The organism is Ensifer adhaerens (assembly GCF_000697965.2).
Lineage (GTDB): Bacteria > Pseudomonadota > Alphaproteobacteria > Rhizobiales > Rhizobiaceae > Ensifer > Ensifer adhaerens.
The window spans coordinates 1863426-1880813 of record NZ_CP015880.1 but is presented as its reverse complement, the minus strand read 5'-3'; the positions used below and the strand labels follow the sequence as shown (position 1 = coordinate 1880813).

Here is a 17388-nt window from a genome sequence, read left to right as displayed (position 1 = left end):
GCCGCCCCGGTCACCTTCCAACGATGCCCTATTTCGTCGGAGCAGGCGTCGGCCGCACCAGCGAGACGACGCGCGGCTTCGAGGGGGCGTCCAGCCACTCGATCCACTTGTCCCGTTCCTCGGTCGTGTCGAAGAACCGCCAGAGCTTGTAGTCTTCTTCGGTGGTCTGCAGCATTTCGCCGATCGAAACGAGCTCCATCGGCAATTCCACCTCGTTGCCGTCGTAGCGAATGAAGTAGATCCCCTCGGCGGCAAGCCGGATGATCTGACCGGTGCCATAGGTGCCATCGGGATCGTCGACGGTGAAGTACATGCCGGTCAGGGTATCGAGAATTTTGTCGTTCATGGGTTCTGGATGCCAGTTTAAGGAATAGGTTTCATCAGACCGTCGCCCGCCGCCGGAATTAAGGCAAGCTGAAATCTCCGGTGTCCACATTCACCAAACAGCATAATAGCCCGATGCGCGACCAAACGAGGACTTTCGCCTGTGCGGTCGGCCGCCACGTTCATGGCGAGAGGGCGGCTGGTGCCGCCCTTCGTTTGCGTCAACCAAAGTACGAGGTTTTGCCGCGCGTGAGGTTGGACCTGCCCGTGCCTGGCGTCGTGTTGGGTTTCCCGCTACCGCCCGCCAACTCGATTGCTTCAATGGCTTTGGCAGCCGGCTGATTTTCAGCGGCCCCCAGCGAACTCACTGCGAAGGCGGAGCCGGCAAATGCAAGCGATGCCGCGACTGCGATGATGATTTTCATTGGTCTCTCCTTGGTGCAAAGCACGCGCAAAAGCGCGCCAACCTCGGCGTAGACCTGCTGTGAGAACGAAGACATACGGCGGTTGTCGTATTTCGACACGGCAGAGACTTGTGAGAGCTCGGAATGGTTACCGGACTACTCCCGGCTCCTCCTCCTCCGCCGTCCGCCGCCTTCACCGTCATCGCTACTCACCTTGCGCTCCGGCAAGGTGACCACGGTCGAAAGCTTCGGGAAGCTGTCGACCTTGTTCGGCATCGCCATGGCGTTGACGAAATGCTCCTGAAATTTTGATTCAAGCGCCGTCTCTATCTTCTCGATTTTGCTGACAGTTTGCTCGATCTCGCGGCGGTGGCCGCGGTTCAAGAGCGCCATCAGCGCGCCGGTACCGGCGGCGTTGCCGACGGCCTTTACGTCGTCGAGATCGCAGTCCGGGATGAGGCCCAGCACCATCGCATACTTGGGATCGATGAAGGAGCCGAAGGCGCCGGCAAAGCGGATGGTGTCGACGTGGTCGACGCCCTGCTTTTCCATGAGCAGCTTGATGCCGGCATAGAGCGCTGCCTTGGCGAGCTGGATGGCGCGGATGTCGTTCTGCGTCACGGTGATGCGCTGCTCACCCTCGTGCAGGAGGTAGGAGAAGGTGCGGCCGTTCGGGATGATGCGCGGGCTTTTTGCCGCCATGGCACCATCGACGACACCGTCCTCGGAGATGATGCCGGAAAGATACATCTCGGCGACGATCTCGATGATCGCCGAGCCGCAGATGCCGGTGACGCCGACTGATGCGGCCGCCTCGGCAAAGCCTTCCTCGTCAGACCACTTTTCGACGCCGATGACGCGGAAGCGCGGCTCCAGCGTTACGGGATCGATGCGCACGCGCTCGATCGCGCCGGGGGCGGCGCGCTGGCCCGACGAAATTTCCGCACCTTCGAAGGCCGGGCCCGTGGGCGAGGAAGCGGCGACGACGCGGTCCTTGTTGCCGAGCACGATTTCGGCATTGGTGCCGACATCGACGAGCAGCATCATCTTGTCCTGGCGATAGGGCCCTTCGGCGAGGGTTGCGCCCGCCGCATCGGCGCCCACATGGCCGGCGATGCAGGGCAGCATGTAGAGGCGCGCGCCGCGATTGACGTCGATATCGATCTCATGCGCCCAATATTGCAGCGCGCCTGACACGGCGAGCGCGAACGGCGCCTGGCCGAGTTCCGTCGGGTCGATGCCGAGGAAGAGGTGGTGCATGATCGGGTTCGCGACGAAGACCATGTCGAGAATGTCGTGGCGGTCGACTTCACCCTCGGCGCAGACCTTGCCGATGAGACCATTGACCGCCTCGCGCACGGCCTTGGTCATCGCCTCGCGGCCATCAGGATTCATCATCACATAGGAGACGCGGCTCATCAGGTCTTCGCCGAAGCGGATCTGCGGGTTGGAGGCGCCGGACGAGGCGGCGATACGACCCGAGAGCAGCGACACGAGATGCATGGCGATCGTCGTCGAGCCGATGTCGCAGGCAACGCCGTAGGCCTCGTTCTTGAGGCCCGGCCACAGGCCGACGATGAAGGGGCGCGAACTATCCATGTCGCGGTGGATGGCGGCGGTGACGGCCCAGTTGCCCTTGCGCAGGATGCCTTGCACCTGCGGGATCAGGTGCGGCGCAATCAGCAGATCCTTCCAGCCCCAGTCCTTCTCCAGCATCACCTTCAGCCGGTCGAGATCGCCGAGCGGCTTGTGCATGTCGGGCTCGTCCACCTCGACATAGCAGAGCTGAACGGCGGCATTGCGCTCGATCACCCGGTCGGTTGCGGCCTTGCGCACGACCTGGGCGTTGATGACGGTATCCTGCGGCACGTCGATGACGAGATCGCCGAGGATCTGGGCGGAACAGGAGAGGCGGCGGCCGTCGGGCAGGCCGCGGATCTTCTCGTAGCGATCTTCCTTGGCGCCCTTTTCAGAAATGTGGTCGTTGGACGAGACGATCTTGTGCTTGGCGAAGTTGCCTTCTTGCACCACGATCTGACAGCGTCCGCAGGTGGCGCGCCCGCCGCACACGCTTTCGACATAGACGCCGAGCTTGCGCGCCGCATCGAGAACCGGCGTGCCGACCGGGAAGCGGCCGCGCTTGCCCGAAGGCATGAACAGCACGAGAGGGTCCTTTTGCGCGGCTTCGGTCATGTTGGTCTCGATCTCGGAGGTACCTTCAATGCGCATGCTCTGTGGTCTTTCGTCAGGTCCGCTTCAATGGGTCAAGCGAAGCACGGGTAAACGGTTTCAGACTGCACCGGAACGGCGCCCGATAGTTGTCCAATCCCGACATGGAAGCTTCTGTTTCAAACAGTTAGGTGTGGGGCACGGCGGCGCGTCAGGCTTACTTGCGCGACAGCCGCCGGGCGTTGCTGCGCACGCGCTTGCCATAGGGCCTGAGGGCTGCGGACGCAATCGCCGTTCCGTGGCCAGACGCCGTGCCGCCGGTCATCAGGCGCAAGGTGTTGTCGAAGGCGGCCTTCCAGATGGCCATGTTCACGGCCATGACGCTTTCGGCCGTGGCGGCGATCTTCTCGGAGACCATGCGATGAAGCTCGGTCACGTCCTGGGTCTTGCCGGTGAGCGCCGCCATCTGCATCTCCTGCAGTCGGACGGCGATGACGAAGGGGGCCTCGAACCAGAGGGTGGCGGCATCCAGGCGTAGGCTGCGTGTCATGGTGATCTCCACTTTGCGTTGGCGGATGGATGAACCGACGTGCGTTGCTACGGCGCCCCGGCAAGTTTTACGACTGCGAATGTATAGGCAAGAGTCGCGGCCAGCACGGCCGAGCTGCCCCAGAGGCAAGCCTTGATCACCTGCTCCTGCGGACCGAGATAGACCTTCCTGGTGACGGTGGCGATCATTATTGTTCCAAGTACGGCAGCCGTCACGATGATCACGGGCGCACCATAGGTGCGGAGCGCGGCGTAGAACCGCTGAAACTCGGCCGCATCGTCAAACAGTGTGTACCTGGCGATAACGACCAGAGGGAGAACGACGGCAAGGAGGCGCAACTGGCTTCTCATCGTCCTTCTCCCTCGAGCGCATCAGCGCCGATCCAGGAACTACTCGCTGGCAGCCGCACCACCCGTGCGGGCCGCGCGGCCACCGCGACGTCCGCCACCGGCGGCTGCCACTGGTGCTGCCGCAACCACATGGCCACCTTCGGCCGGCTTGTGGTCGCGGTAGGTCTTGATCCAGTGGGTGCAGTTCGGGTCGGTGCCGTTCAGCACGTTTGCCGCACGCACGGCTTCCATTTCCTGCGGGCGGCAGGGGTTCATGATTGCCGACGTCATGCCGGCGCCGATGACCATCGGAATGAAGCCGGCATTGATGCCGTGGCGGTGCGGCAGGCCGAAGGAGATGTTGGACAGGCCGCAGGTGGTGTTGACCTTCAACTCTTCGCGCAGACGCCGCAGAAGTGCGAAGACCTGCTGGCCGGCGGTGCCCATGGCGCCGATCGGCATGACCAGCGGGTCGACGACGATGTCGTGCGGCTTGATGCCGAAGTCGGCGGCGCGCTCGACGATCTTCTTGGCGACGGCAAAACGCACATCCGGATCTTCGGAAATGCCGGTTTCGTCGTTGGAGATGGCAACGACCGGAACGTCATACTTCTTGCAGAGCGGCAGGATCGCTTCGAGCTTTTCCTCTTCGCCGGTCACGGAGTTGACCAGCGGGCGGCCCTTGGCGACGCGCAGTGCCGCCTCGATCGCGGCCGTCACCGAACTGTCGATCGACAGCGGCACGTCGACGAGGCCCTGGACGATTTCGAGTGTCTTGACCAAGAGCGGCGGCTCGGTCTCGTTCGGATTGACGGCGGTCACGCCGGCGTTGACGTCGAGCATCGTCGCCCCGGCGGCGACCTGTTCCAGCGCATCCTTGATGACGGTGTCGAAGTTGCCCTCGATCATTTCGGCGGCCAGCTTCTTGCGGCCGGTCGGGTTGATGCGTTCGCCGATGACGCAGAACGGCTGGTCGAAGCCGATGATGATCTCGCGGGTGGCGGAAGCGACGATGGTCCGGGTCATGCAGGGTCCTTTGTCATTTGGCGTCTATGTAATCACGCCCGTGAAGTCGATGATAGGCGCCTTGTGGCCGGCGCCAGTTTTGTCTGCGGTCAGTGCGGGTGATGGGCCGCGGCTTCGGCCATCTGTTGCTGGTTCTCTTCCTTGCCCTCGCGAATGTGCTCCAGGCGCTCGGCAACCATCGCATCCTCCGGCAGCGTCTCGTGCTTCCAGGGGCGGCGGCCCTTCAGGACGCCCGATTCATGCACGATTTCTGCGACATATTCTTCCTGGCGGTAGGCCATGACGTGAATGCCGGAGACGCCTTCGATCTCCTTCACCTCGTTGATGATGTCGATGCAGAGCTGCTTGCCTTCCTTCTTCTGGTCCTGCGCGCCCTCAAGGCGGGTAATCACGCTGTCCGGAATATGGATGCCCGGCACGTTGGAGCGGATCCAGCGGGCGGTCTTGGCCGATGCCATCGGCCCGACGCCGACAAGGATATAGCACTTCTCGTGCAGACCGAGGTCGCGCACCTTCTTCATGTATTCGCGGAACATCGGCACGTCGAAGCAGTACTGGCTCTGCACGAACTGGGCGCCGGCCTCGATCTTCTTGGCGAGACGATAGGGGCGGAAATCATAGGGCGGCGCAAAGGGGTTGATCGCAGCGCCGAGGAATACCTGCGGTGGTGTCGTCAGCTTGCGGCCCGAGAGGAACTTCGAGTTGTCGCGCATGATGCGGACGGTTTCGAGCAGCGACATGCAGTCGAGGTCGAAGACGGGCTTGGCGCCTGGCTGGTCGCCGGCCTGCACGCCGTCGCCGGTCAGGCACATGATGTTCTGAACGCCCATGGCAGAGGCGCCGAGCACGTCGCCCTGGATGGCGATGCGGTTCTTGTCGCGGCAGGCGATCTGCATAATCGGGGCGTAGCCCATGCGGGTCAAAAGCGCGCAGATGCCGACCGAGGACATGTGGCAGTTGGCGCCGGAGGCATCGACCGCGTTGATGCCGTCGACCCAGCCGTCGAAGATCGCGGCGCGCTCGTAGACATCCTGCGGGTTTGCGCTGTCAGGCGGGTTGAGTTCGGCGGTGACGGCGAACTCGCCGCGGCGCAAAACCCGCTCAAGACGGCCGCGGGAGGAATGGCCGGGCAGGGGCTCGAGCGGCGCGCCGGGATCGAAGGGATTGATGTCGGGGCTCATGCCTGGCCTTCCTTGGATGCCGCTTCACGGCGCGCTGCGGCTTCCGCCGTCACGCGCAGCCAGGACGAGGTTTCGCGCAGCGACTGGTTGACCGGCTTCTGCACGTTCATGATGGCGTTGCCCTTCTCCATGTTCTGCGAGCCCTTCCAGGCCTGCACCCAGACGCAGGGCATGTCCGGCTCGACCTCGCAATTGCCGTTGGCGCGCACGCCGCCGCAGGGGCCGTTGCGTAGCTGCTTCGGACAGTTCATCGGGCAGGACATGCCCGTCGACGACAGCGCGCACTGGCCGCACATGCGACAGTCGAAGAGGAAGCCTTTCACGTGGCGCTCGACGAAGGTCACCGGACGCTCGACCCGGCCATAACCGATGGCGTTCCACAGCGGGTGAAGCAGCAGGAACAGATCGGCGAAGCGGTGGTAGAACCATTCGAGGAAGCGGGAGTTGCGGACCGCCCAGAGGCGGACCGTATATTTGTGGCGCGAGCGGCGGCTCGGCGAAACGCCAGACGGCGTAAACGCGCCGGTTGCGGCCTTGGCGGCCGGGGCGGCGTTGCCCTTCATCACCTTCGGCTCGCTCGGCGGTTTGGCGTCAGCCATTGTCGCGGCCTCCGGCTTTGACGAGGGCGACGAGGCGTTCGCGGTCATAGGCGGCTTCGAGCTCGGCGGCGGCCTGGTCGGCTTCCGTTTCCAGATTGTCGGAGACCGGCACCGGATCGGCCTTGCGCCATTCGGCGAGGTAGTCGTCGGTTTCAGCCGCACCGGTGCGCATGGCGCACATGTCGATCGCTTCGGTGAAGCGCAGAGACAGCTCGCGCTTCGCCGTCGTACGGCCCTTCTTGATGATGACCTGGGCCGGAATGTCGCGCCAGTAGACGATAATGCGATCTGCCATGGGGTGTTGTTCTCCTCGTTCTGCGACAATGCGCATGTACCGGCGTCCGGGCTCATCTCGCCACGACGTCGGATATGTCCAAAAACGACGCTGGCGCGGATGCCATATCAGACGTCTTGGCGGTGATGCGCAAGTCGCAGTTGAGGCGCTTCTTGCAGCCAGGAACCATCGGCAAGGATTACCCGCAGTTTCAGGCTTTTAGCCGATGTCGGAAGGAGGTAAGGGCGGCTTGTCAGCCTACCAGATGCCGCGCTTCAGGCCGTTCCATATCCAGGTCCAGATCGGCGGATGATACCATTGCCGTGACGGGCCTGCGACATCGATGACCTGCAGCTTTCCGGCGAGCGCATCGCCGACGGCGGCAATCGCAATGTCCGTGGAAGCCGCCGTCTGCAGCAGCGGATAGGTGTGCATCGTATCGTGAGGGGCAGGCTTCTGGCGCGACTGGTAGAGCACGCCGCCGGTATCGACGCCCGCATCGACCAGATGCACGGTCGCTCCGAAGTTTTCGAGGTCGTTGTTGACCTGCGCCCAGTAACCGCCCATCAGGCCGCGATAGGCCGGGTTGATGCCGGCGTGGAAGTTGAGGACCGGGCAGGGGAAGGCGGCCAGCGTTTCGGCCTTCAGCATGCGGCAGCTGATGAGGAAGACGACATCGGGTTTGAGCGCGCGCACTTGGGCGATGGCGTCCGTGTCGTTGATGGAGGCGATGGATTTGACCGGGATCGACGGATCGGGTTTTCCCGAGACTTTGTAGGTCGCGAAGATCTCGTCCGCGCGCTTGCGGGTAAAACGCTTGCCGAAGCGCGAGGCGATCATGGTCGCAAGCTGCCCCAGCGCCGTCAGCCAGCCGAGCTTGCGTGCGCGGCGGCGCAGGAACAGGCCCTTCGATTCCGGCTGCTCCTCGACGACTGCAACGTCGGCGAAATGCGCGGAGAACGCGTTGATCATGATCCAGGGGTTCTCGCCGCCCGCGGTCACCACGACGACGCGGCCGGGGCGTCCGCCTGCGGCTTGATTTTGGCTGGCGATGTCGGTCATGGCGGCCCCGCGGATGAACAGGGCCGAGTTATGAAGGCTTGCCCGTTACCGCCGGCTTAACTGGTTCCAGTACCATTCGGCGACACCGCCACCGAGCACGACGAGGGCGACGGATTCGACCATCTTCACGTCATCCGAGAGGCTGCAGACCGCGCCGACGACCAGCGACAGCAGCAGCCCGGCGGCGCAGCCGATGGCGTAGGGCAGATAGTCGAGGATTTTCACTGGCGCCTCCCGTCCCAAGACGCAGCAGTCGCGCACTGAGATGTAACGCAGGGTAGCGCAGATATAGGGATTAGGAAGAGCTTATTTTTCGTTGTCGGAGCGAGCGCTCACGTAAGCCGCTGCGCTTCGGTCAGCATCGGTGGACGAGGCTAGCCGGAGTTCTTGCAAACCGGATTGCCCCTCACCCTAACCCTCTCCACGCAGGCGGGGAGAGGGGACGTGGCCCGATCTTAGTTTCGCCGAGCGGAGCCGCAGCGAGGCGGAAATCGTGGTGTTTATTGTTGGCGGAGTGGGTGCCGCGAATTTCCTCCGCCCCGCTTGCGGGGAGAAAGGTGGCCGGCAGGCCGGATGAGGGGCTTTTCCGTTGCGCCAGTGGCTCACGACGCTGCGGTAATCCGCCGGTGGATGCCGCCGAGACTTTCCCTGAATTTTTCGAAGGTGCCGTGCTCCGTCAACTCCCGCAGCACCTGCTCATTGATGCCGCCGCGTGTCGCGTAGTCCTGCGCCAGATGGGCGAAGCTCGCGTCCGGGGTCGTTTCCGGCGCCTGGCCGAGCGCACCAAACAGGCTGGCGATATAGGCGCGGCCCTTGGCTTCGTCGACGCCATTGTCCTTTAGCCAGCTATGGATCGTTTCCAGGTACTTGAAGTAGCTGGCATAGGTGGCGGTCGCCACACTTAGCGCATCGAATTCGCTCTCGCTTGTTACTTCGATCGCCGTGCCGAGCCGGCCGAAAAACGCCGCCATATCCGGATCCGGCGGGAAGATGATCGTCGGGCCCTGGCGGATCGCGATCATCGGCATCGGCAAGGCCTTGGTCACGCGCTTCACTTGGCCGACCATGGCGGCGATCTCGGCGCAGGAGAAGGTCGCAATCAGGCTGACGACGTGGTGATCCGGGCGAAAGCGCAGGGTCGGCAGCACGTCGCGGGCGATCTGCGGGCGGACGCCGAGCATGACCGTGTCTGAGGCGTCGAGCACCGCCTGATTGTCGGCAGCGACAGTCACGTCAGGAAAGCGGGCGGCAAGGCCCGCAGCGATCTCTTCGTTGCGCGGCGAAAGGACGACGGTGGTGATCTCGCCGGGAAGCGTCTTGAGGCCGGTGACGATCGCCGAGGAGAGTGCGCCGGTGCCGATGAATCCAAGTTTCATGAAAGTTCTGTCGCCTGGTGATTTCAGAAGGTCCGTGAAACTGCCGGGTGTGGCATGCACGGGTACGGGTTTGGAATTGGCGGAATAATAATAGCAAAGGCGCCGGCGACAAGCGCTCGCCATGGCGTCGCCCACAGGAGAGCAGGACGCATTTCAACAGTGCGGTTGAGATTGCCACGCCCTTTCGGCCGCTGCGGGGCGCGTTGCGCATAAGGCGGAGACCCCTGCTAGGCCAAGGGGTGTTAGTCGAACGGGTGCTGCGTTTTGGCCCGGGACCTAGCGAAAGTCATCGGCGGTGAGGACATAGATCGTCCGGCGCCCCTTGGCATAGGCTGCCGTCGCGGCCTCGTGGATTGCGTTGCGCGCGGCATCGAAGGCCAGCAAGCAGGCTGCTTCGGTCGTCCGGGTGGGCGCGCCACGGGAGAGGGCGGCCGCCTCAACGTAGAAGGGCACTTCGAACATGCCATCGTGGCCAAGGAAACGTACGGCCTTGCGCGCTTCATCGAAGCTTCGGCATGGGTTCGGAAAGGTCAGCGGCATGGTCGTAATCCTTTTGGCGGTAAGCCAGGCCGGCCAGAGACGGGCCGTCACAGGATCCGCCCGAAAAGGATCGTGGTCACGACGACGGCGACCGCCAGCGAAAGGGCGATCCAGGCAAGCAGGCCGCGGTAGTCGAATAGATAGATCTGAGCCGGTATGTGGTACTTCATGATCGCCTCCTGCAGCTGATCTGTTAGGAAGATGGTTTGGATCTAAAGGGCGTGTCTGGACTTGAAGGCCCGTTCGGCCAGGGCCATTCGCTCATCGGCGGGACGAATCAGTTCGAGATTGCCTTCATCGGTCACGCGCTCATGGCATTCGTCGCTGCTGCGTATGCGGTACTGGAGCGCATTGTCGCGGATGGGGAGCGTGGCGGTTATGCGGTAGGTGTCCCCGATGGTCGACTCTCTGGTCAGCGCTCCCTTCGAGCGAACAAGCTGGCCGACCTGGAAGCGGTGAACCGGCGACTGGTCGCGGGGGCCGCGGATGATGCGTTTCGTAAAAGATAAAGCGTTCATAGTGGTCTCAGTCCTTTTAGGTGTGGGCAGGCACGGTCGGTCGGCTGCGATGAGCCGGTTATCGACCGATCAACCAAGGTTCGGGGAACGAACAGACGTTACAATGCGCGATGTGCTTCGAGGCGAAGCATGGACCAAGCACTGGATCCGAAGCTTGCGTGTCGTTCGAAAATTTAGGAGAATAGGTGCGGTTAGAAATTCTGATACCGCGAAAGCCACATCGGCCAAATTTACTTGGATATACTATTGCGCGTCGATTGAGTTTCAATTGAGGCGCGTGTGTCGGCCGGCGCAGATTTAAAGTGTTTTTGGCGCGACGCCGGTGTTTCTCCCGAGTTCCTCGCTGCTCGCGTGATAAAAGCCACGTGCCGATCGAGGATGTGTTAAGCTCGTCGCTTGGAACTGGAGACTGTCATGTCCGAGCCGAACAAACTCTACCAGAGCGAAATCATCACCCTGCACAAGGCGCCGCTGATCGGCACTCTCTGCCTGGAATGCGACGACGGCCAGATCGAGGTCGCGCTGAACCGAGCGGCTGCCGAGACCCTGCAGAAGGTTATTGCGCGCTTTCTTTCCCCAGCCGCGTGACACCCCCCAGCCGCGATGGCCTCATTCGATGAAGGAGAGGCGCGATGTCCTCCCGTTTGGTCTTCTCACTGTTTCTGGTCGCCCTGTCGGTTTTTCTTGTCTGGGCCTTCAGGCCACCTCAGGGCAATGCGAGCGATCGCCCCGCCATGCCGCATGTGGCTGAGCAAGGGCAGGCGGTAAACCCCGATTACGGACTGGGCTGATGACAACACTAAGGTACGGTCTCAAGGTCGAAGCCAACAATGTTTGGGCGGTTGTCGATGTCTTCACCGGGCAACCGGTTGTTGTTGACGGTTATCTGATGTCCAACTTGCCGCGCGACGAAGCGGATGATCTTCTCGATATTCTCAATCTCAAAGACCGCATACGCAGGGGCACGATCCAGCTTCCGCCCCGGCCGCCGGAAGATAGGGGTTAGATGGGTGGGCTGGAAACCCACGATGGTGGCTCAGCGGGGCACGCTGCCGGTCTTTCGATCAACTGCAGCCTGTCTGAATTGCTCATAAGGCGCCGGACGGGAAGGGGCCCTCGGAAACTCCGCGGCAGTGCCCGGCTCGGCCAGCGCCGCCTCCGGAGTGGCGTGGCTGTCGACGCCGCTTTCAAGTGCCGCAATCAGGAAGCGCGTGGCGGCAAGCCGTCCGCCCGGGTCTGCCGTCGTGGTCGTTCCGTAGTAGCCGGCAGCGGCGAGTACCTCGACCAGAAGGCTGAGGTCGTCGGAGTGAAGATAATGTTCTGGATTGCTGGAAGACATTGCGTCCTCCTTTGGTTGGGGCCCAGGCACGAAGGCCCGTAGGCGACGGCGCCCGCTTCAATCGCCGTCGATAAAGCACCCTGCACGCGTTGTCGCGCCAGCGCAACGAACTTCACTCAAGCACCGGGAGGTTGTTTTGGCCGAGCGCGCGTTTCGCTTCGTCGCCCGTCGCCCGTCGCTGTGCTTTGCGCATCCGTCGCATGCGCCAGATCGAGCCTGCGCGGGCCGACTTTTGCGAAGATGTCGCGCGCTGCCAGCGGTGCCAAGTGATAGGCCAGAATGAATTCTTCGAGATCGTAGACCGCATCCCAGCCATGAAGCAGTCTCTTTTTGTCGTGCGTAAAATTCTTGGTCATGGGACGCTCCCGCGTTCTGGCTCCGTGCTTGGCGCAAAGACGGCCAATTGTCAGGCGGCTGAGGAAGCGTCAGGGATGAGTCACGCCAGCTAAACGGGCTGGCGCGAACATGGTTTCAAATTGAGAGTTCAGACGGCGAAGGAGGGGACCTGCTGGCAATGAGGGGGCCCGGGCGGAAGCCGGATCGTCGGCCTCTGACGGAACGTGATCACCGACGATCAGTTGCCGCCGGAAGCGTGCGGCCGGCAGGACTTCGCGGTCAATCTGTGAGCTGGCAGAAAGCATGACCGGTCGCCATCGCCGAGCACAGCATGGTTCTCGGCGGCAACGGTGACCTTGGCAAAGTGCGCGGCAGCGACGCTATTTCAGGTAGGCGCGCACCACATCCACCAGTTCGGCCGCCGCTTCCTCCCGGTCCTTCTGCGACAGCTCGGCTGCGGCGACATGCATGTGGATATGGTCTTCGACCACTTCCGCCATCAGCCCGTTGACCGCGCCGCGTATGCCGGCGATCACCTGCATGACCTCGGCGCAGCCCTTCTCCTCCTCCAGCATCCGCTCGACCGCCTCCATCTGGCCGCGCAGGCGCCGTACCCTGTTGATGAGCTTCTGCTTCTCGCGGATGGTATGGGTCATCGCAAACTCCGGTTTCGGGCGCCGCCGCTATGCGGCCCGTGGTTCCACCTCCACGGTCACATGCGACAAATCGTGAATGGCGGCAAGCTTTTCGCGATAATAGGACGGTGCCCGCGGGTTGTCGGCGACGAGCGAGACGATTGCACCGTGGTGGCCGGGCCCGAGTTGCCAGACGTGCAGATCGACGATCTCGGCGTCTTCCCTGGCGACGATCTCGCCGATCTCGTCCGGCAGGTCTTCGCCATCGGGGATATAGTCGAGCAATGTCGCGCCTGTATCGCGAATGAGGCCGAAGGACCAGCGCGCAATGACAAGTGCGCCGACGATGCCCATGGCGGGATCGAGCCACAGCCAGCCATAGATTGCGCCGAGACCAAGGGCGACGATGGCGAGGACCGAGGTCAGCGCGTCGGCAAGCACGTGTAGATAGGCGGCGCGCAGGTTACGATCCTGCCCACCATGGTGCCCATGGTGGTGGCGGTGATGATCGTGGTGATGATGGCCGTGATCGTCCTTCAAGAGCCAGGCGCAGACGAGATTGACGATGAGGCCGGCAACAGCGACGAGGATCGCCTCGCTGAAATCGATCGTCACCGGAGCGTGGAGGCGGCGCAGGCTCTCCCAGCCGATCAGAAGCGCGATCAGGGCCAGCACGATGGCGCTCGAAAAGCCGGCGAGGTCCCCGAGCTTTCCCGTGCCGAAGGTAAAGCGGCGATTGTTCGAATGCTTGCGTGCATAGAGATAGGCAAGCGCTGCGATCAGCATCGCGGCCGCATGGGTCGACATGTGCCAGCCATCGGCAACCAGCGCCATCGAGCCGAAGATCTGACCTGCTGCGATCTCGATCACCATCATCGTTGCGGTCACCGCGATGACAATCCAGGTCCGCCGCTCGTTGCGCTCGTGATTGCCGCCGAGGAAGACGTGATCATGGCTGGCCGCGAGCACGCGCGCGTCGTCATGCGAATGCCCGTGGTGTCCGTGGTGGTGATGATGGTCGCGGTCGTGATTGCCCATGTCGATGCCTCCAATATTATATAGGGGGGTACCCTATATTGGATTCGACGTAAAGTCTCTGTTTCGGGTCTGCGATTTCAGCTTGATGATGTCGCTAATTCACGCCGTCAGCAGCGACCCCGTCAGATCGCCGTAACCGGTAAAGCGATATTCGTATTCGAGCCCGAGCCGCTCGGCGGCCTTCCTCGCCTTCTCCTGCAAGCCTTCATCCTCCTGCTGCGAGAGATAGACGAGCTTGCGGTAGTGGCCGAAATACATGTCCCGGAGCTCCGGGTGCCGGTTGAGGCCGAGCGGTTCGATGACGAAGGCCTCGAACTGGCGGGCGAGAAAGTCGGTGAGGAAGAAGGCGGTGAGGTCGTCGTCCCAACGGCGGGCGAAATCATCGTTGCCGGCAAAGAAGGAGTAACAGTGCGGACCGGGGATACGCTCGACCTTTTCCTCCTCCAGAAGTCGGTCGAGCTGGCCGCCGGTGCCGCAGTCGGCATAGGCGACGAAGATGCGCTCGAAGCCTTCGGCGCGGGCCTTGGCAATGGCGTCGCGAATTCCCGGGGTGATCTTGTCGGGCGTGTTGTGCCAGATGGCGGGCAGACAGTTGAGGTCGATATGGCCAAGCCCGTTCGCCTCGCAGATCGCCAGGATTTCGCGGGCGATGGCGCCGCAACCGATCACGTGAACTTTTTCCGGTTGTGCACGTTCTATTGCGGGCGATACTTTTTCCATCTTGATTCCATGTGGCTATCAGCGGGAAGGACCCTGACCATGACAGTAAAGACCCTTGCAACCGTCGGCGCCGTTCTCGTCGCCCTTTCGACGCTTACCGCCTGCGGCAACACCATCCGCGGGATCGGACAGGATACCGCAAACACGGTCAACGCGACACAGTCGGCCGGCAAGAAGGTGGCAAACTCCGTCAACTAACCCGGCAAACCTGCCAGGCACGCTCGCCAGACATAGGAAAGCCGGCCGCGGATTTCACCCACGCGGCCGGCTTTGTCATTTCGGACTGTCCAAAGCTCAGCCGGCCAGGCGGTTGTGCTTGCGCTTCATGAAGTCCTTGGCGGTTTCGACCGCAATCGCCGCATCGCGGCAATAGGCATCGGCACCGACGGCCTTGCCGAATTCCTCGTTCAGCGGCGCACCGCCGACGAGAACGACGTAGTCGTCGCGCAGGCCCTTTTCCTTGAGCGTGTCGATGACGACCTTCATGTAGGGCATGGTGGTGGTCAGAAGCGCGGACATGCCGAGAATATCCGGCTGCTCGCGCTCGATCGCTTCGAGATAGTTTTCGACCGGGTTGTTGATGCCGAGGTCGACGACGTCGAAGCCCGCACCTTCCATCATCATGCCGACGAGGTTCTTGCCGATGTCGTGAATGTCGCCCTTGACGGTGCCGATCACCATCTTGCCGAGCTTCGGCGCGCCGGTTTCGGCGAGAAGCGGGCGCAGGATGGTCATGCCGGCCTTCATGGCGTTGGCCGAGAGCAGCACTTCCGGCACGAACAGGATGCCATCGCGGAAGTCGATGCCGACGATGCGCATGCCTTCGACCAGCGCCTGGGTCAGGACGTCGTAAGGCGTCCAGCCGCGCTTGAGCAGGATGTTGGTCCCGTCCTCGATTTCCTCCTTCAGGCCGTCATAGAGGTCGTCGTGCATCTGCTGCACGAGTTCTTCGTCGGAAAGGTCCTCGAGAATGATTTCATCGTCTGCCATATTGGGGTTCCTCGGTTCCTGGCACGGTCGCGCGAAATTTTCGGACGCGTCCATCAATCCATAGCGGTCGATGTCTAAAAATCTGTTTTCGAAAGCGACGTCGCATATGACAAAAAGCGACGGGAGGGCGGCTTCTTTTGCCGCCTGTATATTCTTAACAAAAACAATATATTCGCGCCACGCGGTTTTTGCGCCCCCTTGTCGCCGCTCGGCAGTGTTCGAGTTGCGCCATGCCTTGGCGCATTGAGACCCGCAAGGCCCCCGATGCTTGGTAGCATTAAGGTCAAATGATGCTTGAAGGCGCAAAAAGTGATGCGCGGGAGAGGAAAAGCGAATGAGCGACGTGACAGATCAGGGCGCGGTTGAAGGCGGCGGTCGCCGCGCACGCGGCGAGGGACGGGGAGCAGCAGCAAGGCGCGCATCGCGCACCGGCGGCGGCCCGGGGCCGTCTTTGCCCTATATCCAGCGCAAGATTCGCGAATACGAGGTGCTCGACGAGGAAGGCCTGCAGCTGATCGAGCGCAATGCCGATACGATCCTCGAGGAAATCGGCATCGAGTTCCGTGACGACGCCGAGGCGCTCGAACTCTGGAAGCAGGCCGGCGCCGACGTGCGCGGCCAGCGCGTGCATTTCCCCAAGGGTCTCTGCCGCGAGCTTCTGAAAACGGCACCCTCCGAATTCACCTGGCATGCCCGCAACCCGGAGCGCAGCGCCCAGGTCGGCGGCAAGGCGACGATCTTCGCGCCGGTCTACGGCCCGCCCTTCGTGCGCGATCTGGAAGGCAACCGCCGCTATGCGACGATCGAGGATTTCCGCAACTTCGTGAAGCTCGCCTATATGGCGCCGTCGATGCACTCGTCCGGCGGCACGGTCTGCGAGCCGGTCGACATCCCCGTCAACAAGCGCCACCTCGATATGGTCTACAGCCATATCAAATATTCCGACAAACCCTTCATGGGCTCGGTGACGGCGCCGGAGCGGGCGGAAGACACGATCGCCATGGCGAAGATCGTCTTCGGCGACGACTTCGTCGAAAACAACTGCGTTACGCTGAACCTCATCAACGCCAACTCGCCGATGGTCTTCGACGAGACGATGGTGGGGGCGCTGAAGGTCTATGCGCGCCATAACCAGGCCTGCGTGCTCTCGCCCTTCATCCTGTCGGGCGCCATGAGCCCGGTGACGGTTGCCGGCACGCTGACGCAGATTCTCGCCGAAGTTCTCGCCGGCGCCTCCTTCACCCAGCTGATCCGCAAGGGCGCGCCGGTGCTGTTCGGCACCTTCGCCGCCTCGATCTCGATGCAGTCGGGCGCGCCGACCTTCGGTACGCCGGAGCCGTCGCTGGTCTCCTACGGTGCCGCCCAGCTCGCCCGTCGCCTGAAGCTTCCCTTCCGCACCGGCGGCTCGCTCTGCGGCTCCAAGGTTCCGGACGCCCAGGCAGCGCACGAATCGGCCAATACGCTGAACATGACGCTTCTTGCCGGCACCAATTTCGTGCTGCATGCGGCAGGCTGGCTCGAAGGCGGTCTGATCTCGTCCTACGAGAAGTTCATGATCGACCAGGACCAGCTCGGCATGATGCAGAAGATGGCCGAAGGCGTTGACCTCTCGGAAAACGCCCAGGCGCTCGACGCGATCCGCGAAGTCGGCCCGGGCAGCCACTATCTCGGCTGCGCCCACACCCAGGCCAACTTCCAGACGGCCTTCTACCGTTCGCCGCTTGCCGACAACAATTCCTTCGAACAGTGGGAGGTGGAAGGCGAAAAGCGCATCGAGCAGCGCGCCAATGCGCTTTGCCGCAGTTGGCTGGAGCATTACGAGGCGCCTTACCTCGATCCCGAGATCGACGAAAAGCTGAAGGCGTTCATCGCCAGCCGCAAGGACTCGATGCCGGACGCTTTCACCTGAAAGGGTCCCGAGCGAGCCAGGGAGCAAGGCGGCGCGGCGCAGGTGGCCGACATGATCCAGAAGGAGGTC

Annotated in this window: 26 protein-coding genes; 5 read left to right on the top strand and 21 right to left on the bottom strand. The window is 62.6% G+C overall.

What is annotated here, in order from left to right; translation table 11 throughout:
* Window positions 1-28 precede the first annotated feature (28 nt).
* From FA04_RS08990 to FA04_RS08925, 15 genes are all read right to left on the bottom strand, one after another.
* On the bottom strand, window positions 29-346 hold the full coding sequence (locus FA04_RS08990) for a hypothetical protein (RefSeq protein WP_034788160.1): 318 nt from the start codon (window positions 344-346) through the stop codon (window positions 29-31).
* Window positions 347-545: 199 nt separating this feature from the next.
* Window positions 546-749 carry a hypothetical protein gene (locus FA04_RS08985; RefSeq protein ID WP_034788163.1) on the bottom strand — a complete coding sequence of 68 codons (204 nt, stop codon included), beginning with the start codon at window positions 747-749 and terminating at the stop codon, window positions 546-548.
* A 135-nt stretch (window positions 750-884) separates the two neighbouring features.
* A complete protein-coding gene (locus FA04_RS08980; RefSeq protein ID WP_051659127.1) occupies window positions 885-2957 on the bottom strand; it encodes an ASKHA domain-containing protein in 2073 nt (690 codons plus the stop codon).
* A gap of 157 nt (window positions 2958-3114) precedes the next feature.
* The gene (locus tag FA04_RS08975) at window positions 3115-3447 is read right to left on the bottom strand and encodes a hypothetical protein (RefSeq protein ID WP_034788166.1); all 333 of its coding nucleotides are present in this window, start codon (window positions 3445-3447) and stop codon (window positions 3115-3117) included.
* A gap of 47 nt (window positions 3448-3494) precedes the next feature.
* Window positions 3495-3797 (bottom strand): hypothetical protein, encoded by a 303-nt coding sequence (locus FA04_RS08970; RefSeq protein WP_034788169.1) that lies wholly within the window; start codon window positions 3795-3797, stop codon window positions 3495-3497.
* Between the two features lie 39 nt (window positions 3798-3836).
* Entirely contained in the window at window positions 3837-4802 is a 966-nt protein-coding gene (locus FA04_RS08965) for a methyltetrahydrofolate cobalamin methyltransferase (protein ID WP_034788171.1), read from the bottom strand.
* A gap of 89 nt (window positions 4803-4891) precedes the next feature.
* Complete coding sequence (locus FA04_RS08960; protein ID WP_034788174.1) at window positions 4892-5983, bottom strand: methylenetetrahydrofolate reductase; 1092 nt, start codon at window positions 5981-5983, stop codon at window positions 4892-4894.
* Window positions 5980-6582, bottom strand: coding sequence for a methylenetetrahydrofolate reductase C-terminal domain-containing protein (locus FA04_RS08955; protein WP_034788176.1), 603 nt, complete (start codon window positions 6580-6582; stop codon window positions 5980-5982). Before FA04_RS08955 ends, FA04_RS08960 begins: the two co-directional genes overlap by 4 nt.
* The gene (locus tag FA04_RS08950; RefSeq protein ID WP_034788179.1) at window positions 6575-6877 is read right to left on the bottom strand and encodes a virulence factor; all 303 of its coding nucleotides are present in this window, start codon (window positions 6875-6877) and stop codon (window positions 6575-6577) included. Before FA04_RS08950 ends, FA04_RS08955 begins: the two co-directional genes overlap by 8 nt.
* Window positions 6878-7114: 237 nt before the next feature.
* Entirely contained in the window at window positions 7115-7918 is an 804-nt protein-coding gene (locus FA04_RS08945; RefSeq protein WP_034788182.1) for a formyl transferase, read from the bottom strand.
* 45 nt (window positions 7919-7963) lie between these two features.
* The gene (locus FA04_RS08940; RefSeq protein ID WP_034788185.1) at window positions 7964-8143 is read right to left on the bottom strand and encodes a hypothetical protein; all 180 of its coding nucleotides are present in this window, start codon (window positions 8141-8143) and stop codon (window positions 7964-7966) included.
* A 377-nt stretch (window positions 8144-8520) separates the two neighbouring features.
* Entirely contained in the window at window positions 8521-9294 is a 774-nt protein-coding gene (locus FA04_RS08935) for a pyrroline-5-carboxylate reductase (RefSeq protein WP_034788187.1), read from the bottom strand.
* Window positions 9295-9570: 276 nt separating this feature from the next.
* Entirely contained in the window at window positions 9571-9834 is a 264-nt protein-coding gene (locus FA04_RS08930) for a DUF1488 family protein (protein ID WP_034788542.1), read from the bottom strand.
* 47 nt (window positions 9835-9881) lie between these two features.
* Window positions 9882-10004 (bottom strand): hypothetical protein, encoded by a 123-nt coding sequence (locus tag FA04_RS36370; protein ID WP_034788190.1) that lies wholly within the window; start codon window positions 10002-10004, stop codon window positions 9882-9884.
* Between the two features lie 42 nt (window positions 10005-10046).
* Entirely contained in the window at window positions 10047-10352 is a 306-nt protein-coding gene (locus FA04_RS08925; RefSeq protein ID WP_034788191.1) for a hypothetical protein, read from the bottom strand.
* Between the two features lie 414 nt (window positions 10353-10766).
* Here FA04_RS08925 and FA04_RS35075 point away from each other — a divergent pair, with 414 nt between their 5' ends.
* Genes FA04_RS35075 through FA04_RS08920 form a run of 3 tightly spaced genes read left to right on the top strand, consistent with a single transcriptional unit; the run spans window position 10767 to window position 11358 of the window.
* Window positions 10767-10940: a hypothetical protein gene (locus FA04_RS35075; RefSeq protein ID WP_156552966.1), complete on the top strand. Its 174-nt coding sequence runs from the start codon at window positions 10767-10769 to the stop codon at window positions 10938-10940.
* Window positions 10941-10984: 44 nt separating this feature from the next.
* Window positions 10985-11143 (top strand): hypothetical protein, encoded by a 159-nt coding sequence (locus FA04_RS35070; protein WP_156400735.1) that lies wholly within the window; start codon window positions 10985-10987, stop codon window positions 11141-11143.
* Window positions 11143-11358 carry a hypothetical protein gene (locus FA04_RS08920; protein ID WP_034788194.1) on the top strand — a complete coding sequence of 72 codons (216 nt, stop codon included), beginning with the start codon at window positions 11143-11145 and terminating at the stop codon, window positions 11356-11358. The genes FA04_RS35070 and FA04_RS08920 overlap by 1 nt, the downstream gene beginning before the upstream one ends.
* A gap of 30 nt (window positions 11359-11388) precedes the next feature.
* Here FA04_RS08920 and FA04_RS08915 read toward each other — a convergent pair whose 3' ends face one another.
* The 5 genes from FA04_RS08915 to FA04_RS08895 form a co-directional block, all read right to left on the bottom strand.
* Entirely contained in the window at window positions 11389-11691 is a 303-nt protein-coding gene (locus FA04_RS08915; RefSeq protein ID WP_034788544.1) for a hypothetical protein, read from the bottom strand.
* Window positions 11692-11807: 116 nt separating this feature from the next.
* Window positions 11808-12047 (bottom strand): hypothetical protein, encoded by a 240-nt coding sequence (locus FA04_RS08910; RefSeq protein ID WP_034788197.1) that lies wholly within the window; start codon window positions 12045-12047, stop codon window positions 11808-11810.
* Between the two features lie 360 nt (window positions 12048-12407).
* Window positions 12408-12683, bottom strand: coding sequence for a metal/formaldehyde-sensitive transcriptional repressor (locus FA04_RS08905; protein ID WP_034788200.1), 276 nt, complete (start codon window positions 12681-12683; stop codon window positions 12408-12410).
* 27 nt (window positions 12684-12710) lie between these two features.
* Entirely contained in the window at window positions 12711-13700 is a 990-nt protein-coding gene (dmeF, locus tag FA04_RS08900) for a CDF family Co(II)/Ni(II) efflux transporter DmeF (protein WP_082572759.1), read from the bottom strand.
* Window positions 13701-13799: 99 nt separating this feature from the next.
* Window positions 13800-14420, bottom strand: a complete 621-nt coding sequence (locus FA04_RS08895; RefSeq protein WP_034788203.1) for a DUF1638 domain-containing protein — start codon at window positions 14418-14420, stop codon at window positions 13800-13802.
* 39 nt (window positions 14421-14459) lie between these two features.
* Between FA04_RS08895 and FA04_RS08890 the strand changes: the two genes are divergently transcribed.
* Window positions 14460-14618 (top strand): entericidin domain-containing protein, encoded by a 159-nt coding sequence (locus tag FA04_RS08890; RefSeq protein WP_034788206.1) that lies wholly within the window; start codon window positions 14460-14462, stop codon window positions 14616-14618.
* Window positions 14619-14714: 96 nt separating this feature from the next.
* Here the strand turns inward: FA04_RS08890 and FA04_RS08885 are convergent, their stop codons facing one another.
* Window positions 14715-15410, bottom strand: coding sequence for a corrinoid protein (locus FA04_RS08885; RefSeq protein WP_034788208.1), 696 nt, complete (start codon window positions 15408-15410; stop codon window positions 14715-14717).
* A gap of 334 nt (window positions 15411-15744) precedes the next feature.
* On the opposite strand from FA04_RS08885, the gene FA04_RS08880 reads away from it, so the two are divergent.
* Window positions 15745-17319 carry a trimethylamine methyltransferase family protein gene (locus FA04_RS08880; protein ID WP_034788211.1) on the top strand — a complete coding sequence of 525 codons (1575 nt, stop codon included), beginning with the start codon at window positions 15745-15747 and terminating at the stop codon, window positions 17317-17319.
* Window positions 17320-17388 lie beyond the last annotated feature (69 nt).

Coding starts and splice junctions, on each gene's coding strand:
- FA04_RS08895 (WP_034788203.1), bottom strand. CDS start 14,420: ATGGAAAAAGTATCGCCCGCAATAGAACGTGCACAACCGGAAAAAGTT.
- FA04_RS08965 (WP_034788171.1), bottom strand. CDS start 4,802: ATGACCCGGACCATCGTCGCTTCCGCCACCCGCGAGATCATCATCGGC.
- FA04_RS35070 (WP_156400735.1), top strand. CDS start 10,985: ATGTCCTCCCGTTTGGTCTTCTCACTGTTTCTGGTCGCCCTGTCGGTT.
- FA04_RS08930 (WP_034788542.1), bottom strand. CDS start 9,834: ATGCCGCTGACCTTTCCGAACCCATGCCGAAGCTTCGATGAAGCGCGC.
- FA04_RS08945 (WP_034788182.1), bottom strand. CDS start 7,918: ATGACCGACATCGCCAGCCAAAATCAAGCCGCAGGCGGACGCCCCGGC.
- FA04_RS08910 (WP_034788197.1), bottom strand. CDS start 12,047: ATGACCAAGAATTTTACGCACGACAAAAAGAGACTGCTTCATGGCTGG.
- FA04_RS08925 (WP_034788191.1), bottom strand. CDS start 10,352: ATGAACGCTTTATCTTTTACGAAACGCATCATCCGCGGCCCCCGCGAC.
- FA04_RS08970 (WP_034788169.1), bottom strand. CDS start 3,797: ATGAGAAGCCAGTTGCGCCTCCTTGCCGTCGTTCTCCCTCTGGTCGTT.
- FA04_RS08920 (WP_034788194.1), top strand. CDS start 11,143: ATGACAACACTAAGGTACGGTCTCAAGGTCGAAGCCAACAATGTTTGG.
- FA04_RS08890 (WP_034788206.1), top strand. CDS start 14,460: ATGACAGTAAAGACCCTTGCAACCGTCGGCGCCGTTCTCGTCGCCCTT.
- FA04_RS08955 (WP_034788176.1), bottom strand. CDS start 6,582: ATGGCTGACGCCAAACCGCCGAGCGAGCCGAAGGTGATGAAGGGCAAC.
- FA04_RS08915 (WP_034788544.1), bottom strand. CDS start 11,691: ATGTCTTCCAGCAATCCAGAACATTATCTTCACTCCGACGACCTCAGC.
- dmeF (WP_082572759.1), bottom strand. CDS start 13,700: ATGGGCAATCACGACCGCGACCATCATCACCACCACGGACACCACGGG.
- FA04_RS08935 (WP_034788187.1), bottom strand. CDS start 9,294: ATGAAACTTGGATTCATCGGCACCGGCGCACTCTCCTCGGCGATCGTC.
- FA04_RS35075 (WP_156552966.1), top strand. CDS start 10,767: ATGTCCGAGCCGAACAAACTCTACCAGAGCGAAATCATCACCCTGCAC.
- FA04_RS08985 (WP_034788163.1), bottom strand. CDS start 749: ATGAAAATCATCATCGCAGTCGCGGCATCGCTTGCATTTGCCGGCTCC.
- FA04_RS08950 (WP_034788179.1), bottom strand. CDS start 6,877: ATGGCAGATCGCATTATCGTCTACTGGCGCGACATTCCGGCCCAGGTC.
- FA04_RS36370 (WP_034788190.1), bottom strand. CDS start 10,004: ATGAAGTACCACATACCGGCTCAGATCTATCTATTCGACTACCGCGGC.
- FA04_RS08980 (WP_051659127.1), bottom strand. CDS start 2,957: ATGCGCATTGAAGGTACCTCCGAGATCGAGACCAACATGACCGAAGCC.
- FA04_RS08885 (WP_034788208.1), bottom strand. CDS start 15,410: ATGGCAGACGATGAAATCATTCTCGAGGACCTTTCCGACGAAGAACTC.
- FA04_RS08960 (WP_034788174.1), bottom strand. CDS start 5,983: ATGAGCCCCGACATCAATCCCTTCGATCCCGGCGCGCCGCTCGAGCCC.
- FA04_RS08905 (WP_034788200.1), bottom strand. CDS start 12,683: ATGACCCATACCATCCGCGAGAAGCAGAAGCTCATCAACAGGGTACGG.
- FA04_RS08990 (WP_034788160.1), bottom strand. CDS start 346: ATGAACGACAAAATTCTCGATACCCTGACCGGCATGTACTTCACCGTC.
- FA04_RS08880 (WP_034788211.1), top strand. CDS start 15,745: ATGAGCGACGTGACAGATCAGGGCGCGGTTGAAGGCGGCGGTCGCCGC.
- FA04_RS08975 (WP_034788166.1), bottom strand. CDS start 3,447: ATGACACGCAGCCTACGCCTGGATGCCGCCACCCTCTGGTTCGAGGCC.